Consider the following 17,922-nt stretch of genomic DNA (forward strand, 5'->3'; position numbering starts at 1 on the left):
CTGCCTGCCACCAGCCGGTTTTGTCAGTTGTCTGCTTAGGATCACTGCCAAAACAGACTTAACACAGCTAAAGACTGTGTCACCGTGGAGAACTCATCGCAATGTCAGTAACCGGTCGCATCCACTCTTTTGAATCCTGCGGGACCGTTGACGGTCCCGGCATCCGTTTTATCACCTTCTTCCAGGGCTGCCTGATGCGCTGCCTGTATTGCCATAACCGTGATACCTGGGATACTCACGGCGGCAAAGAAATCACCGTTGAAGAATTAATGAAGGACGTTGTCTCCTATCGTCATTTTATGAATGCATCGGGAGGCGGCGTAACGGCTTCCGGCGGCGAGGCTATCCTTCAGGCTGAATTCGTCCGTGACTGGTTCCGCGCCTGTCAGGCAGAAGGAATTAATACCTGTCTTGACACCAATGGCTTTGTGCGCCGCTACGATCCGGTTATCGATGAGCTACTGGACGTCACTGACCTGGTGATGCTCGATCTGAAACAGATTAATGATGACGTCCACCAGATTCTGGTCGGTGTCTCTAATCACCGAACCCTCGATTTTGCCCGCTATCTTGCCAAACGCGGGATCCGCACCTGGATCCGCTACGTGGTGGTGCCCGGCTATTCTGATGATGATGAATCCGCACACCGCCTGGGTGAGTTCACTCGCGATATGGGTAATGTGGAGAAGATTGAGCTGCTGCCCTATCATGAGCTGGGCAAGCATAAATGGATCGCGATGGGCGAGGAGTACAAGCTGGACGGCGTTCATCCACCAAAAGCAGAAACGATGGAGCGGGTAAAACATATTCTGGAAGGTTACGGCCATCATGTGATGTACTAAAGGTCAGCCCTCCTTTACCCACAGATACCGTTCTTTTCTGCACCGCAGAGGCTGACCTTCTTTTTCGGTCAGCTTTTTTTCATTTATGCGTGCGCCACTGGTGTTGCGTGATGATCGGCTTTACGCAGTAACATCACCAGATAGACCAGAGCCACTCCGGCAATCATTACGAACAACAACCGGTCAGAATAGTTCTGCATCAGCATCGAGGTCATGGTCGGGCCAACCAGGCTGCCAACGGTATAACTCAGTAACAGGGCCTGGTTCATTGCCACCAGTTCGTGATGAGCCACTGTTTCACAGGCCCAGGACATAGCTACCGGGTAAAGGGTGAAACCGGCACAGCCGAGGATGAACAGCGCCGGAGCCATAGCAGCATTACTCAGCATTGCCAGCGCACCGAGGATCACCACAAACACCTGAACACGCAGAACCAGCAGCCGGCCATAACGATCCGCAAGTCGCCCTATCGGCCACTGACCGATAATGCCCGCGCTGACCAGCAGCGCCATCCAGTAGCCAACCGTGGAGTCACTCATCCCCTGATGGGAGAGATACAGTGGCATCAGGCCATACAATGAACCCAGCACGATCCCGGATATGATACAGCCGTTGATCCCCAGGCGAGCATTACGACGGCGCAGCATCGGCCACATCCGCCCGGGCGGGGTCTCTTCGTCTTGCTGACTTGCCGTGACGCGGCAGAACACCAGCGGCAGGACTGCCGCCAGAATTACGCTGCTGACCCACGGCAGGACATGCATCAGCTCGGTAGAGACTTTACTCACCAGCAACTGGCCAATGACCGTGCCGATGTAATAGACGATCATATAAGCCGCCAGCAGCCGCCCACGGTTGCGCAGAGTGCCGTTGCACAGCAACGCACTTTCCACGACGACCCAGATCAGAGCACAGCCAATACCCGCTACAAAACGCCAGAGCGTCCATGACCAGAACCCCGTCCCCAGCGCGAGGGCTACCGTCGCCAGGGCAAACACCAGCGAGGCCAGGTAATAGCTGCGATTAAACCCGTAGCGCTTGATGACCCATCCAGCCAGTAACGTTCCCAGCAGATTGCCACAATAGTACGAGGAGCTGACCATACCTACCTGCCAGGTCGGCAGCGCATCATGCGTCAGCCAGAGCGGCACCAGTGTATTCAACACGGCAATAGAAACCGTGAGCAGCAGTAAGCCGCACAGCAGCACCAGAACGGGACGTGACCAGGTGGACATAGTATTGGAGAACCGAAACGAGGAAGATTTTGCGCGCATCATGCCACTGCGCAAGCGTTTGGAAAAGCACAATAAATCTGCATGCGCACGATTTGTAGAGCAGCGATTTAATATTTTTATCTACAGGAGCTTAACGCTTCCAGCTGCAGGCATCATGTGGATATTATCTCGTTGAATTTATTCAACACTGATAAGCGGGTGCTCACAATATCCATCATATTTTTTGTTCGAACGTTAACATAAAAAAACCCGCCGGCGGCGGGTTCTTAGTACGGCACGTTGGACTTAACCAATAGAGGTTAAGCCTTTCATATACGGACGCAGTACTTCTGGCACTTCAATGCGCCCGTCTGCCTGCTGGTAGTTTTCCAGCACCGCAACGAGGGTACGGCCAACCGCCAGACCGGAGCCATTCAGCGTGTGAACCAGACGCGTTGCCTTTTCACCGCGAGGACGACAGCGGGCTTTCATGCGACGCGCCTGGAAATCGCCCATATTTGAACAGGACGAGATCTCACGGTAAGTATCCTGGGCCGGCAGCCATACTTCCAGATCGTAGGTTTTGTGCGAACCAAAGCCCATGTCTCCGGTACACAGCAGCACCTTACGATAAGGCAGGTTCAGCAATTGCAGCACTTTTTCGGCATGACCTACCAGCTCTTCAAGCGCATCCATTGAATCTTCCGGACGCGTAATGTGCACCATTTCAACTTTGTCGAACTGGTGCATGCGGATCAGGCCACGCGTATCACGTCCATAGGCCCCCGCTTCTGAACGGAAGCAGGGAGTATGGGCGGTCATTTTGATTGGCAGAGACTCTTCTTCCAGAATCTCGTCGCGCACCAGGTTGGTCAGCGGAACTTCTGACGTCGGGATCAGCGCATAGTTGCTACTGGAAGCTTCTTCTTCCAGCGGACGCGTATGGAACAGATCTTCGCCAAACTTCGGCAGCTGGCCGGTACCGTACAGGCTGGCATGGTTCACCAGGTAAGGCACGTAGGTTTCCTGATAGCCATGCTGTTCGGTATGCAGATCGAGCATGAACTGGCTCAGTGCGCGATGCATCAACGCAATCTGGCCACGCATGACGATAAAGCGGGAACCGGTCAGCTTGACCGCAGCAGCAAAATCCAGTCCGGCAGCCATTTCGCCAAGCTCAACGTGGTCACGCACGGCAAAATCAAATTGGCGCGGTTCACCCCAGCGGCTGATTTCCTGGTTTTCACTGTCATCTTTGCCCAGCGGAACCCCATCTGCAGGGATGTTAGGGATAGCCATTGAAAAGTCATTGATGCTGGTCAGCAGTGCATCCAGCTCTGCCTTTGCAGCGTCCAGGCGTTCGCCCAGCACATTCACTTCCTGACGCAATGGCTCGATATCTTCCCCACGTGCTTTGGCCTGCCCGATGGATTTGGATCGAGAGTTACGCTCTGCCTGCAGGTTTTCAGTTTCTACCTGCAATACTTTACGACGCTCTTCGTGTGCGCGCAGCGTATCAACGTCCAGCTTATAGCCACGGCGTGCCAGTTTTTCAGCGACTGCGTCTGGCTCAGTACGCAGTAGATTGGGATCGAGCATGCTTGTCCTGTGATGATTGATTGAGTGTAAAAAGAAGGGACGCCCCCGTATTCGAGTGCGTTGAATTCATTGCTAACCTTACCGCAACGTCCGTGTCAGCGGTAGCGTTTTGTCGGGCTATTTTGATCCTGTTCATGCAACCAGGACAGCTTTTCGCCAATCTTGCCCTCCAGTCCGCGCGAGGTCGGCTGGTAATATCGCGTTTGCGCCATTTGTGGAGGAAAATAGTCTTCTCCTGCAGCATACGCATTGGGCTCGTCATGGGCATAGCGATATTCAGCGCCCAGTCCCATCTCTTTCATCAGTTTAGTGGGCGCATTGCGCAGATGTTCAGGGACATCATAGTCTGGACTGTCACGGGCATCACGCATGGCCGCTTTGAACGCTGTATAAACCGCGTTACTTTTCGGTGCACAGGCAAGATACACGATCGCCTGAGCGATGGCGCGTTCGCCTTCTGCCGGCCCGACGCGAGTGAAACAGTCCCAGGCCGCGATCGCCACCTGCATTCCCCGGGGATCGGCATTTCCAACATCTTCTGAGGCAATCGCCAGCAGGCGCCTCGCCACATAGAGCGGATCGCCACCAGCAGTTATGATGCGCGCATACCAGTAGAGTGCGGCATCCGGCGAGGAGCCGCGCACCGATTTATGCAGCGCGGAGATCAGATCATAGAAACGATCGCCCTTATTATCGAAGCGCGCGCTTCGCTCGCCCGAGACTTCGTTCAGCAACTGAGGCGTGAGCTCGCGTTTAGCCTTGCTGTTCACCTCGGCCATGTCCGCCATCATTTCCAGCGTATTCAGCGCACGGCGTGCATCACCGTTGACCAATTCTGCGATCATATTGCGGGTATTATCAGGTAAAACAATATTGTCATTACCATATCCCCGCTCGCTGTCTTTCATCGCCTGATCGAGAACGGTCGCAATATCTTCACTGGTCAGTGACTTCAGCAGATAAACGCGCGCACGTGATAACAGTGCGGAGTTAAGCTCAAAAGAGGGATTTTCGGTTGTAGCACCGATAAATGTGATGGTGCCATCTTCGATATGCGGCAGAAAAGCGTCCTGCTGGCTTTTATTAAAGCGGTGAACTTCATCCACGAACAAAATCGTGCGACGACCGGCATTACGATTTTGTCTTGCACGCTCAATGGCTTCACGGATCTCTTTTACGCCGGAGGTAACGGCGGAAATACGTTCGACGTCGGCCTGGCCATAGTGACCAATAATCTCGGCCAGCGTGGTTTTTCCCGTCCCGGGTGGTCCCCATAAAATCATCGAATGCAGATGACCGGCCTCTATCGCTCTCGGCAGGGGTTTACCGGCTGCGAGTAAATGTTGCTGACCGATATACTCAGCCAGCGTACGTGGCCGCATACGCGCGGCCAGAGGCTGAAATTCATTACGGGAAAAATCGAGGGACAGGTTACTCACGCAAACCTCACTGACGCTGGTCGTCCACGGTGACGCCCTTTGGCGGTGTGAACTTGAACTTATCGGCGCTGATACTGCCGTTCTGCTGGCTCTTAAGCGTATAGCTACTGCGCTGGCCGTCCTGTTCAATCGCACTGAACTGGTTAATGGTCCCGTTAGTCGAGACATTGATCGTAAATTGCTTCAGATTTCCATCGGCACTTTTCGGCGTCAGAGAGAAATCATCCCCTTTCTGCGCGACATTATACTGTTTCCAGTCGCCAGACTGGTTACGCGCAATCAGCATAAACGGCGTATTACTGGTTGCGTCCTTCAGCCAGCTTGCGCTGACCTGTTCGACAAACGGGTTATAGAACCACAGCGTTTTACCATCAGAAATCAGCGTGCTTTCGTCCGGCGCAGTCATATGCCAGTTAAACAGGTTGGGACGCTCAACCCACATCTCACCTTCACCGTCCTGCACTGAAGCCCCACTGCCGTCAGTAACTTTCTGATTAAAGGTGGCATGGAAGCTTTTCACCTTATCCAGGCGCTGTTGCAGATCGCTGGAGGCATCAGCCCACACAGCAGAAGAAGAAAACGCGGCCAGCAGACAGCAGGAGATCATTAATTTTTTCATTACGGCATCCTTATTAAAACTCTCTTATCCCGGTCCGGGTTGAGCGTGACAGGAATAACTTTAGCCCGGCGCTGAAAACAGCGACAGGAGAAAAAACTGAATTCTCCCGGCCATATCAAGCAAATATGGGGGCAACCCTCTTAAATTCAACAGGCCAGGCAGAGCCTGGCCTGTTGAGGGGCATTAAAACAGGGTGATTATCGTTCATGCGGTGGGGGTGCCAGCACCTCGCGGTTACCGTTATGCCCCGGTGACGAGACGATCCCCTGCGCTTCCATCTGTTCAATGATGCGCGCAGCGCGGTTATAACCGATGCGGAACTGTCGCTGTACGCCTGAGATAGAGGCGCGACGCTTATCGACCACAAACTCCACGGCCTGATCGAAAAGCTGATCAAGCTCTTCATCACCCTCCACGCCGCCGGAACCCGACTCTGCGTCGTCACCGCCACTGAGAATGCCCTCTTTATACTGAGGACGTTCACGGGCTTTCCAGTCTTTGACAACGGCATGGACTTCCTGGTCACGGACAAAAGCACCGTGAACACGAACCGGAATCGACGAGTTTGGGGCCAGATACAGCATATCCCCCATCCCCAGCAGCGACTCAGCACCGGACTGATCGAGAATAGTACGTGAATCAATTTTACTGGAGACGGTAAAAGCAATACGTGTCGGAATATTGGCCTTGATCAAGCCAGTGATGACATCAACTGATGGACGCTGTGTCGCCAGCACCAGGTGGATACCCGCCGCACGCGCTTTCTGCGCCAGACGCGCGATCAGCTCTTCCACCTTTTTACCGACGGTCATGATAAGGTCGGCAAACTCATCGACCATCACGACGATGTAAGGCTCTTTTTCCAGAACCGGCGGCGTCATATCCATGCTGTCCGTTGGCTTCCAGAACGGATCGGGGATTGGCCTGCCCATCGCTTCAGCCATATCCACTTTCTCGTTATAACCGGCGATATTACGTACACCCAGAGCTGACATCAGTTTATACCGACGCTCCATCTCGACGACACACCAGCGCAGGGCGTTTGCCGCATCTTTCATATCGGTGACCACATCGGTCAAGAGATGTGGAATGCCTTCATAGACGGAAAGCTCAAGCATTTTCGGGTCGATCATGATAAAGCGCACTTCTTTCGGCGTGGCTTTATAAAGAATGCTGAGGATCATGGCATTGACACCCACCGACTTACCGGAACCGGTCGTACCAGCAACCAGCAGGTGAGGCATTTTGCCCAGATCGGCAACCACCGGATCGCCCGAAATATCTTTACCGAGCACAATAGAGAGCGGCGAGGGGTTATCACGGAAGGCAGGACAATCCAGCACTTCACGCAGGTATACCGTCTGACGCTTCAGATTAGGTAATTCCAGCCCCACATACGGACGCCCCGGAATGACTTCCACCACGCGCACAGCAACGGCAGACAGTGAACGCGCCAGATCGCGTGAGAGGTTAGAAATGCGCGCTGCTTTCACGCCCGGAGCCAGATCCAGTTCGAACCGCGTGATCACCGGTCCAGGCGAGTAACCCACGACATCCGCTTTCACGCGATAATCCGCAAGACGCGCCTCAATCAGGCGGGCAGTCTGTTCCAGCGCAAACTGATCAACCGGCTCTGTTTCTGCCGGTGGCGATGAAAGCAGATCGAGCGTGGGCAATGGCGTCGTCGGTTTGTGCGTTGGCTGCTCGTGGCGCATCAGGAACGGATGGATAAGGCTTTCCATATCCGGTTCCTGCGGTTTCACTGGCTGTACGGCAGGCGCCGTAGCGGGCTGCCAGGCAGGCGCTGCGGGGGCTGAAGGCTGTGGCGATTGTTGTACGGCAGCAGGTTGTTGCACGGCTGCAGGCTGCTGCCATGAAGGCGTTGCAGGCACCTCCGGTTCAACTTCAGCCGCAGGCGGCAGGGTAAACAGCGGCTCAACCGGACCATCATCCACCAGGTCGTCCATGGGGGAGAAGTCAAAAGCACCTGCCGTATCGAGAGTAAAGGCTGGACGGCTGGTTGGCTCTTCAGCCGTATAGCGCTGCTGCTGCTGTTCAGCAAACTGCCGTGCCAGCGCAGCCTGCTGCAGTGCTTCTTCGTCTTCAGCAGCAAACTCCTCACCGTAGCGCTGCTGTTCGCGCGCCAGGAAGGCTTCCCGCAGTTGATTCTGCTCTGCGTCATCCTGTTCTTCAGGTGTCACTGTTTGCCCGCTCGCCATGTCAGAAGCGGTCATTTCAGGCTGACGCTGCTCCTGCTCTTTAGCTTTTTCCTCTGCCATACGCTGAGAAGGTAATTTAATTCCATAAGAAGCCAGCTCACGGCGAGTCGGTAATTTCACCGGATTCGGACGTGGCAGTTCGGGGCCTATACCCTGCTTAACCTGCGGGTTAAGATCCTCTCCGCTGGTAGCAGTAAAGCCCGGCATAAATGGCGTGTTGCTGGTGGCAGACTGAGCCACGGCACCAATGGCTGCACCGGTAGCGGCGGCAGCGACGCTGGCAGGGTGAGACGCATGCGGCGTAGAGAAATCAAACGGTGATGCCGTGGAAGTATCCTGCCAGTTGCCCATTTTCGGGCCGTCATCGTCCTCGACCGGCACAGAAGGTGCCGGGGTGTGAACATCTGTTGGCATTTCAAAACGATACAGCGACGGCTGCGGTGCAGCGGCCTGAGTTTCTGCTGCTGAAGAGACAGGCGCAGGGGCAGCTTCATGGGCAGACTGAACCTGAACAGGTGGCACCGTAACGGTGACTGCTGCTGCCGGTTCAGCCACTGCGGCGCGAACCGCAGGCGAGGCCAGCAGGGGGTCGTCCTGCTCATCGTCCTCATCCGCATAGAGGGGCTGCGCTTTTTTCAGCAGAATATCATCGCGATCGTCCGTTTCCTGCGTCGCACTTCGTCTGACGACTGGGGCATCGCGTTCTTGTTCCTCGTCTTCCTCGTCATGCCACTCTTCCTCAGCACGCGAACGATTACTGGCGAAGGTGAGAACACCCATGACCACGCCACCAATTTTTTCAGCAATCGTCAGCCATGACCAGCCCGTATAAAGCGTCAGGCCAGCAGCCCAGATACACAGCAATGTCAGCGTGCCACCCGGCCCACTAAAATAAGGTGCCATGGCGTTGCTTAACAGGCTGCCGATCACACCGCCGGAAGCAAAATACCAGATATCATCAGCATTGATTGCGGCCAGGCCACAAGAGGTGACAACCAGCGCCAGCACACCAATCATGCGCAGTGCGACGGCAAAATAGTCAATGTAATCCTGAACGTGACGCTGGCTGAAGGTGATCCAGCACAGGCCCAAAATTACCGGCGGAAGGGCGTAAGCCATCACGCCAAAGATGAAGAATAGCGTATCAGCAAGCCAGGCCCCTACCCCTCCCCCTAAATTGTGGATGGGCTCATGCCAGGCAGTTTGTGACCAACTGGGGTCGGAAGGATTGAAGCTGACTAATGCGACCATTAAATAAATGGCGAAAAGAGCAACAACAATAAGTAATGCTTCAAGCAGACGACGCCCGCTGCTCAACGGTTGTAACGAAACGTCTTTATCTTCTGTATATTCCTGGCTCAAGAGTACTCTCCAGGTGCCTGTAAACTATGAAGGTAATTGCGCCGGGTACCCCCGGCGCTGAACCTGTATGAATTCACAGGAGTGTACCGAAACCCAACAGGTTTTGCACCTGTCCTGTGTTACCGGGTTTTAATCACTAACCGGTTACTTTGTTTCACTTCTTCCATAACCACATAGGTACGGGTATCGTTCACGCCCGGCAGGCGCAGCAAGGTTTCACCCAGCAATTTACGGTAAGCGGACATATCAGGTACGCGGGTTTTCAACAGATAGTCGAAATCACCGGAAACAAGATGACACTCTTGAGTTTCCTCAAGTTTTTGCACAGCGGCGTTAAATTGCTCAAACACATCCGGCGCACCACGATTCAGAGTAATCTCAACGAATACCAGTAACGATGCATCCAGGTAGTGAGGATTCAGCTGCGCAGTGTAACCCAGAATAAAGCCCTGTCGCTCCAGACGGCGAACACGCTCAAGACACGGTGTCGGTGATAATCCGACGCGCTTCGAGAGTTCGACGTTCGAAATACGGCCATCCTTTTGCAGTTCATTCAGGATATTACGGTCAATTCTGTCGAGATCTTTACCCGGTCGTTTTTTATTGTCTACCATTATTATTGTCTCTCTAAAAATCCTTCCCTCTACCTGCCATACCCTGAACGACATCAATGTAACAGGGTTGATCTCAGCGAAGACATAGAGCCTGTGGCAGTTTACACCGCCCTATCTGCATGACGCATGTTGTCTGTCCACACCATGCGTCATTACAGATAACAGGCTGAATCTATCCGGCCATAAGCGCAAAACGCGGGATGAACTCCTGCCTTTCGCAGCCTGATAGACTCTGCTTCTTATAATGTTTTCGCAAATGCGTAGCCGATTGTCAAAGCAAAACAAACAAAATCAGTACAACATGCCAAACCAGCGTCTGTCTCTCTGTTTTTCAATGACAAATTTACGCCCTACAAGGGCGACACCTGGCAAGATGTGCTTTTTTTGTCCGCCACACCCTCTTCTCCTTCAGACGATTGGAAAAACCTTTTTCATTAATTGTTAACAAAATCGCAGAATACTTTTTTTGCCACGCCAAATTCCCTACAATCCGGGTATAGGTTTGCCAGTTAATTAATGAGGGTTTCATGGGTACGGCTAAACACAGTAAATTACTGATTCTGGGCTCGGGCCCGGCAGGCTATACCGCTGCCGTCTACGCAGCCCGCGCTAACCTGAACCCGGTGTTGATCACCGGCCTGGAAAAAGGGGGTCAGCTGACCACCACCACCGACGTCGAAAACTGGCCAGGCGATGCCAATGAGCTGACCGGGCCGCTGCTGATGGAGCGCATGCATGAACATGCGGTGAAATTCAATACAGAGATCATCTTCGATCACATCCACAGCGTTGATTTACAGAATCGTCCATTCCGTCTGACAGGCGACGAAGGTGAATACACCGCGGATGCGTTGATTATTGCGACCGGAGCATCGGCACGCTATCTGGGTCTGCCTTCTGAAGAGGCATTTAAAGGTCGCGGCGTGTCAGCCTGCGCAACCTGTGATGGTTTCTTCTATCGCAATCAGAAAGTCGCGGTCATTGGCGGCGGTAATACTGCGGTGGAAGAAGCGCTTTATCTGGCAAATATCGCCGCTGAAGTCCATCTTATTCACCGCCGTGACAGCTTCCGTGCGGAAAAAATCCTCATTGACCGCCTGAACGAAAAAGTCAGAAACGGTAATATTGTTCTGCATACTGACCATACGCTGGATGAAGTGTTGGGCGATCAAATGGGCGTCAGTTCACTGCGTTTACGCTCAACAAAAGACGATACGAGCAAAACACTGGAAGTGGCGGGTCTGTTTGTCGCCATTGGCCACAGTCCTAATACCGCTATCTTTAACGGTCAACTGGCGCTGGAAAATGGTTACATCAAAGTCCAGTCCGGCATACAGGGCAACGCGACGCAGACCAGCATCCCTGGCGTGTTCGCCGCCGGTGACGTTATGGATCACATTTACCGCCAGGCGATTACCTCTGCGGGTACGGGCTGTATGGCCGCGTTGGACGCTGAACGTTATTTGGATGGTTTAGTTAAAAATAATCAGTAAGTTGTTAAAATTCTGAACTAATCTTGCCTCAGGCGACGAGCAATTGTCGCCTTTTTACCCTTCTCATTGTACCATTGCCACGCTTAACACCTATCTTCCCGAGGGCTTTGCCTCACTACTGTTTACGTCAGGGCAATACGGCAACAGATGAATAAAACACGACAACAACATCTCACCCGCTGGCTGAAAAGTCAGAGTGTGCATGGCCATCGCTGGCTGCGCCTCTCCTTCATGCTGGGTACATTAAGCGCCCTGCTCATCCTGGCCCAGGCCTGGTTTCTTGCCTCGCTGCTGCAGGCATTACTGGTGGAGCATCAACCCCGGGAAACGCTGCTGACCTCTTTCGCCCTGTTGCTGGCCTGTTTTGCCGGCCGTGCCCTGCTGGCATGGTTACGCGAAAAAGTGGGTTTTAAAACGGGTCAGGCGATTCGCCAGACCCTACGGAGCCAGGTACTGGATCGCTTATCTGATCTGGGGCCGGCATGGATTCAGGGTAAACCTGCAGGAAGCTGGGCCACGCTGCTGCTGGAGCAGATTGAAGAGATGCAGGATTACTACGCCCGCTACCTGCCACAGATGATGCTGGCCGGAGTGATCCCGCTGCTGGTACTGATTCTGCTGTTCCCGGTTAACTGGGCAGCCTCGCTGATCCTGCTGGCTACCGCGCCTCTTATTCCCCTGTTTATGGCGATGGTTGGCATGGGGGCAGCGGATGCAAACCGCCGTAACTTCCAGGCGCTGGCACGTCTCAGTGGCCAGTTTCTTGACCGTCTGCGCGGGCTGGAGACATTGCGTCTGTTCCACCGTGCTCATGCTGAAACAGAAACCATTGCAGAAGCCTCCGACCAGTTTCGTCAGCGTACGATGGAAGTGCTGCGCATGGCGTTTCTCTCCTCCGCCGTGCTGGAATTCTTCGCCTCGATCTCTATTGCTCTGATCGCGGTCTACTTTGGTTTCTCTTACCTCGGTGTCTTTGACTTTGGCCATTACAACGGTCCGGTCACGCTATTTGCCGGCTTCCTGGTGCTCATCCTTGCCCCTGAATTCTATCAGCCGCTGCGCGACCTCGGGACTTACTATCATGCCAAAGCCCAGGCCATTGGTGCCGCAGACGCTTTGCAAACGTTCCTTGAGGAGAGCGAAGCGGCCTCTGTAGCACGAGGGACACTAAGCCCAGACCTGAGTCGCGGCTTCCATCTGGTCGCACAGGATTTGGTGATTATCACTGCCGACGGTACCCCACTGGCGGGGCCGCTGAATTTCACACTGCGTCCAGGACAACGTGTTGCGCTGGTTGGGCAAAGCGGGGCAGGTAAAACCTCGCTGATGAATGTCTTACTGGGTTACCTGCCCTATCGTGGCTCCCTGCGAGTGAATGAGGTTGAGCTGCGTGATATTGATCTGCCGCACTGGCAGCAACAGCTTGCCTGGGTCGGGCAAAACCCCCACCTTCCAGCCAACACCTTGCGGCAAAATATTCTGCTGAGTGGCAACCGCGATGATGCCCGTCTGCAAGAGGTACTTACCCTGGCCGGGGTCAGTGAATTCCTGCCCGGCCTGCCCGCAGGCCTGGATCATGAAACCGGCGACCGATCCGCACGTCTTTCAGTCGGTCAGGCGCAGCGTGTGGCCGTGGCACGCGCCCTGATGAAACCCTGCCAGTTGCTGCTGCTCGATGAACCGGATGCCAGCCTCGATGCGCAAAGTGAACAGCATGTGAATCACGCGCTGCTTCAGGCCTCGCACAGCCAGAGCACGCTGCTGATTACCCACCAGTTAGACCGTCTGGATCAGTGGGATGAAATCTGGCTGATGCGTGACGGTGAAATTGTACAGACCGGAAGTCACGAGATCCTGGCTGATCAGCCGGGCCCCTTTGCCGATCTGATGGCCCAGCGCGGAGGATCGCTCGAATGAAAACCCTGCTGCCGTTTTTGAAACTTTACCGCCGCCATATTATCCGGCTGCTGGCCGGTATCGTGCTGGCCGTGCTCACACTGCTGGCCAGCATCGGCCTGCTGACGCTCTCCGGCTGGTTCCTTGCCGCCACCTCCCTTGCCGGCGTGGCGGGCATCTACAGTTTCAATTACATGCTCCCTGCCGCAGGCGTGCGCGGCGCGGCTATCAGCCGCACGGTAGCACGCTATTTAGAGCGACTGGTCAGCCATGACACCACCTTCCGCGTGCTTCAGCATTTGCGTGTCTTTACCTTCAGTAAACTCCTGCCTCTCTCTCCAGCCGGCATTGCGCGCTTTCGCGAAGGAGAGTTGCTCAACCGTCTGGTAGCCGATGTCGATACGCTGGATCACCTCTATCTGCGGGTGATTTCACCGCTGGCTGGCGCGCTGGCGGTGATCGTGGTGGTAACCACTGGCCTGAGCTGGCTGGACGGCGGACTGGCGCTGACGCTTGGCGCACTGATGCTGCTGACGCTTATCGTGATCCCACCGGTGTTTTACCGTGCCGGGCTGCCGGTAGGGGCTGATTTAACCCGACTGCGCGGGGAATACCGTAGTGGCCTGACCCGCTGGTTACAGGGCCAGGCAGAGTTAAGCCTGTACGGTGCCGCGCATACGTTCCGCAGTGCGATGGACAAAACTGAACAGGCATGGCTGGCCGCGCAGCAGCGTCAGGCCAGCCTGACCGGTCTTTCTCAGGGGCTGGTCATGCTGATGGGAGGGATTGCCGTAACGCTGTTGCTGTGGTTAAGCGCCTCCGGTATTGGCGGCGACCCGTATCCCGGGGCGTATATTGCGCTGTTCGTATTCTGTGCACTTGCGGCCTTTGAGGCGCTGGGGCCGGTCGGCACCGCCTTCCAGCATCTGGGTCATGTGATTGCGTCAGCACAGCGCGTTTCACAAATTATCGAACAACGTCCCGCCGTCACCTTCTCCCGTCACGGCGAGATGCCATCGCGTGCCGGTGCCGCGCTAAGCCTGAAGGAGGTCAGCTTCCGTTACGATGGTGAAGGTGCGTTTGCTATCCAGGGACTGACACTGGATATTCGCGCTGGCGAACACATCGCCCTGCTCGGCCGCACTGGTTGTGGTAAGTCAACGTTGTTGCAGCTGCTCACCCGAGCCTGGGACCCGCAGCAGGGGGCCATTTTGCTTAATGACCAGCCGCTGGCTGACTGGCGTGAAGCCGATCTGCGCGCCCGCACCAGCGTGGTCACTCAGCGTGTCCATCTGTTCAGCGCCAGCCTGCGGGACAACCTGATCCTTGCAGCACCCGGCAGCAGCGATGAGACACTGTGTAACGCGTTGCTGCAGGTGGGTCTGGAAAAACTGCTGGATAACGATCAGGGCCTCAATGCCTGGCTCGGCGAAGGCGGCCGACAGCTTTCCGGCGGTGAACTGCGTCGGCTGGGGCTGGCCCGTGCATTGCTGCATGGCGGAGATTTGATGCTGCTGGATGAGCCGACGGAAGGTCTGGATGCAGAAACCGAGCAGCAGATTCTGGCCCTGCTGCGGGATGTTGCCCGGGGAAAAACGCTGATTATGGTGACCCACAGACTGCGCGGGCTGGCACACTTTGACCGTATTTGTGTTATGGACAGGGGACAAATCATTGAACAGGGAAATCATCAGGAATTAGTCTCAAAACAGGGGCGCTACTGGACATTTCTGCAGCGCTTTGCGCTATAGTGATTAGCTCTCGTTCTGCTGAGAACACCCTATGCGCCTGATCCAACTTTCCCGTGAATCGCTGAATTTCCCGCCGCCAGAAATGGCGCTGCGGGAACCTAACGGCCTGCTGGCCATGGGGGGAGATCTCAGCCCGCAGCGCCTGCTTAATGCCTATCATCGCGGTATTTTCCCCTGGTTCTCCCCCGGTGATCCGATCCTCTGGTGGTCACCCGATCCCCGAGCCGTACTGCTGCCGGAACGTTTCCATCTTAGCCGCAGTATGAAACGCTTCCATCAAAAATCACCCTACCAGGTCACCCTTAACCAGGGATTTCAGCAGGTGATCGAAGGTTGTGCCTGCGATCGTGAGGAAGGCACATGGATTACTCATGAAGTGAAACGTGCCTGGCAAAAACTGCATGAACTGGGCCACGCTCAGTCAGTTGAAGTATGGCGTGAGGGAGCGCTGGTGGGAGGGATGTACGGGCTTGCTCTGGGGCAAATTTTTTGCGGTGAATCGATGTTCAGCCGCAGTGAAAATGCGTCAAAAACCGCACTGCTGGTCTTCAGCGACTACTTCCGGCAGCGGGGTGGGCGGTTGATTGACTGTCAGGTTCTTAATCCGCATACGCTTTCCCTGGGAGCAGAGGAGATCCCCCGGGCGGACTATCTGCACGCTGTCGACTCACTGGCGCACCTGCCACTTTCGGCAGATTGCTGGCTGCCGCGCCGGCTTTTTTAATGGATTCCTTCGATGTTTTCCACGCAACACTGCGAGAACAGTGATATAATATGCGCGTTTGGTATGTCGTCCGCCTTTCACCGGTACAAGATGGTGATGCGGAATACCAGGCTGGGAATCTCAACGCACCTTTTCAGAACTGTTTCAATCGTGCGAAAAAAGCATATTTAAACAGATTCTTAGCCCGCTGTTCCCCCACGCTGACGTCTTTGACTCCAGATTTATTCGTAATCCGTCTGCGCAAGGTGCGCGTGAGAGGGATTGATGTGGATGAATTCATCCGCAATTCTTTACTTAATACGTGAAATTCGGCATTATCTTGCCGGTTCAAAACTAAGGTAGTCCACCTAGAGGATTCGATGGCCAAAGAAGACAATATTGAAATGCAGGGTACCGTACTTGATACGTTACCTAACACCATGTTCCGCGTTGAATTGGAAAACGGTCACGTGGTTACCGCTCATATCTCCGGTAAAATGCGTAAAAACTATATCCGCATCCTGACGGGCGACAAAGTCACTGTAGAGCTGACCCCGTACGACCTGAGCAAAGGCCGCATTGTCTTCCGTAGTCGCTAAGTAACGCATTCTGCAGTGCTGCCGCGTCCTTCACGCCCGCAGCACCGATAATCCAAACCGGACTTACTCAGTCCGGTTTTTTTATGCACAGCATATTTTTTTTCCCCACTAAAGTGCCCTTACCGCCTGCCGATAAATCAGATTAATCCTAAAAAAAAGACCGATTAAATCAGTCTGACTCACTCTGATGGTGGCAAATCAATGAACAAAGCGTTGTACTCTTTCCCGTTAAAGCCGCTGGTTATCGCGCTGGCTGCTGCTCAAGGTTTTCTCTCTCTGGCAAATGCAACACCGCAACAAATGTCTCAAACAATTGATGCCACTTATGCCAGCAATATCCCCTTAAACATTACCACCGAGACGTTGTTCATCAATAATGATGGCAGCATTTATACCGCCTCGGATGCGGTGACTAACACGCAGAATACCCTGCTGGTCGATAACATGGGTACGATCGTCTCGCAAGATTCCTATGCACTGAACAACCAGTCGACGATCGATACTCTGCGCAATTCTGGCACCATCAGGATGGGAGAGAGTGGCAACGCGGGAGTGGGAAAAAGCGCCATTATCAACAGAAACGGGGCCACTATAGGTACCCTGCTCAATAGTGGCGTTATCTCGACTGGCTTCAGTAATGACCCCATGATGTCGCAGACGCTGTCGGGTATCAGCAATGCCGGCACCCTCGGTAAGTTGATCAATGATGAAAGAGGTTATATTTCAGGCAGCCGTGCTGGCATTTTGAACAGCGGTCTCATCACAGAGCTGAACAATGCGGGTACTATTACCACCACAAATAACGGCTTTATGAACAAGGCCACTGATGCCATTATCAACAATCGCATCATTGGCAGCATTATTAACAGTGGGACGATTGCGGGTAATATCAGGAATAACACGATTAATGTCCTGTCGATTTCGGGTGGCAGCTTCCAGCGGGGTATCCTGACCGGTAGCCAAAATTTGATGGGGATGTCATTTGGCTCACCGTTTGCTTCCCCTGTAGGTACCATCCTGAGTAATGCTGCCGACGTGCGTTTACAGCAGGGGATGCTGCACCTGAATGACAACGTCGAATTGGGGGGCAACCATACACTGAGCAATAATGCCGATGTATTAATTACTCAACCCCTGACCATTAATGGTAACTACCATCAGACCGAAAAGGCGATCCTTAATATCGGCGTAACGGATGCTACCGCGACGACGGGCACCCAGCTTGATACCCAATACGGCCGTCTGAGCGTTAGCGGCAATGCGCTGATTGATGCCGGGTCGACAGTGCGTTTAAGCAACACGGGCAGCAGCTATGGATTTGCCAGTGGCCAGCGCTATCTGGTGATCAGTGCGGGCACTGCAACGTATAACGAAAACAGCCTGACTTATCTTGCGGAAAACTTTAACGGTAAGGTTTCTGCCAGAGTGATCGACAACGGTAACGGCAACGATCTGGCGCTCTATCTTGATGATGCGGATGCGCCACCCGTCACTTCGCCCGTAACGCCTCCGGTCACTCCGCCCGTAACACCTCCGGTCACACCGCCCGTGACGCCTCCGGTCACACCGCCT

13 protein-coding genes are annotated in these 17,922 nt (G+C 54.3%); 7 read left to right on the forward strand and 6 right to left on the reverse strand.

Annotated features, from left to right (window positions below; all coding sequences use genetic code 11):
• The first annotated feature begins 101 nt into the window (after positions 1-101).
• The gene (pflA, locus tag EPE01S_RS06975) at positions 102-842 is read left to right on the forward strand and encodes a pyruvate formate lyase 1-activating protein (protein ID WP_062743878.1); all 741 of its coding nucleotides are present in this window, start codon (positions 102-104) and stop codon (positions 840-842) included.
• An 83-nt stretch (positions 843-925) separates the two neighbouring features.
• On the opposite strand, the gene EPE01S_RS06980 is transcribed toward pflA, so the two are convergent.
• The 6 genes from EPE01S_RS06980 to lrp all read right to left on the reverse strand — a co-directional run bounded on the left by EPE01S_RS06980 (position 926) and on the right by lrp (position 9,908).
• On the reverse strand, positions 926-2,077 hold the full coding sequence (locus EPE01S_RS06980) for an MFS transporter (RefSeq protein ID WP_062743879.1): 1,152 nt from the start codon (positions 2,075-2,077) through the stop codon (positions 926-928).
• A 285-nt stretch (positions 2,078-2,362) separates the two neighbouring features.
• Complete coding sequence (serS, locus tag EPE01S_RS06985) at positions 2,363-3,655, reverse strand: serine--tRNA ligase (RefSeq protein WP_062743880.1); 1,293 nt, start codon at positions 3,653-3,655, stop codon at positions 2,363-2,365.
• Between the two features lie 95 nt (positions 3,656-3,750).
• Positions 3,751-5,094, reverse strand: coding sequence for a replication-associated recombination protein A (locus EPE01S_RS06990; RefSeq protein ID WP_062743881.1), 1,344 nt, complete (start codon positions 5,092-5,094; stop codon positions 3,751-3,753).
• A gap of 7 nt (positions 5,095-5,101) precedes the next feature.
• Entirely contained in the window at positions 5,102-5,713 is a 612-nt protein-coding gene (gene lolA / locus EPE01S_RS06995; protein ID WP_062743882.1) for an outer membrane lipoprotein periplasmic chaperone LolA, read from the reverse strand.
• Between the two features lie 197 nt (positions 5,714-5,910).
• The gene (locus tag EPE01S_RS24215; RefSeq protein WP_062743883.1) at positions 5,911-9,294 is read right to left on the reverse strand and encodes a DNA translocase FtsK 4TM domain-containing protein; all 3,384 of its coding nucleotides are present in this window, start codon (positions 9,292-9,294) and stop codon (positions 5,911-5,913) included.
• Between the two features lie 119 nt (positions 9,295-9,413).
• Positions 9,414-9,908, reverse strand: coding sequence for a leucine-responsive transcriptional regulator Lrp (gene lrp / locus EPE01S_RS07005; protein WP_006118610.1), 495 nt, complete (start codon positions 9,906-9,908; stop codon positions 9,414-9,416).
• A gap of 527 nt (positions 9,909-10,435) precedes the next feature.
• Between lrp and trxB the strand changes: the two genes are divergently transcribed.
• The 6 genes from trxB to EPE01S_RS23390 form a co-directional block, all read left to right on the forward strand.
• A complete protein-coding gene (gene trxB, locus EPE01S_RS07010; RefSeq protein WP_062743884.1) occupies positions 10,436-11,401 on the forward strand; it encodes a thioredoxin-disulfide reductase in 966 nt (321 codons plus the stop codon).
• A gap of 147 nt (positions 11,402-11,548) precedes the next feature.
• The gene (cydD, locus tag EPE01S_RS07015; protein ID WP_062743885.1) at positions 11,549-13,318 is read left to right on the forward strand and encodes a heme ABC transporter permease/ATP-binding protein CydD; all 1,770 of its coding nucleotides are present in this window, start codon (positions 11,549-11,551) and stop codon (positions 13,316-13,318) included.
• On the forward strand, positions 13,315-15,048 hold the full coding sequence (gene cydC / locus EPE01S_RS07020; protein ID WP_062743886.1) for a heme ABC transporter ATP-binding protein/permease CydC: 1,734 nt from the start codon (positions 13,315-13,317) through the stop codon (positions 15,046-15,048). Before cydD ends, cydC begins: the two co-directional genes overlap by 4 nt.
• Before the next feature lie 31 nt (positions 15,049-15,079).
• Positions 15,080-15,772, forward strand: a complete 693-nt coding sequence (gene aat / locus EPE01S_RS07025) for a leucyl/phenylalanyl-tRNA--protein transferase (RefSeq protein WP_062743887.1) — start codon at positions 15,080-15,082, stop codon at positions 15,770-15,772.
• 359 nt (positions 15,773-16,131) lie between these two features.
• The gene (gene infA, locus EPE01S_RS07030; protein WP_002211347.1) at positions 16,132-16,350 is read left to right on the forward strand and encodes a translation initiation factor IF-1; all 219 of its coding nucleotides are present in this window, start codon (positions 16,132-16,134) and stop codon (positions 16,348-16,350) included.
• 201 nt (positions 16,351-16,551) lie between these two features.
• Positions 16,552-17,922, forward strand: a 1,371-nt coding sequence (locus EPE01S_RS23390; protein WP_506256248.1) for an autotransporter outer membrane beta-barrel domain-containing protein, incomplete at its 3' end; no start/stop codon positions are given.

Source organism: Erwinia persicina NBRC 102418, assembly GCF_001571305.1.
Lineage (GTDB): Bacteria > Pseudomonadota > Gammaproteobacteria > Enterobacterales > Enterobacteriaceae > Erwinia > Erwinia persicina.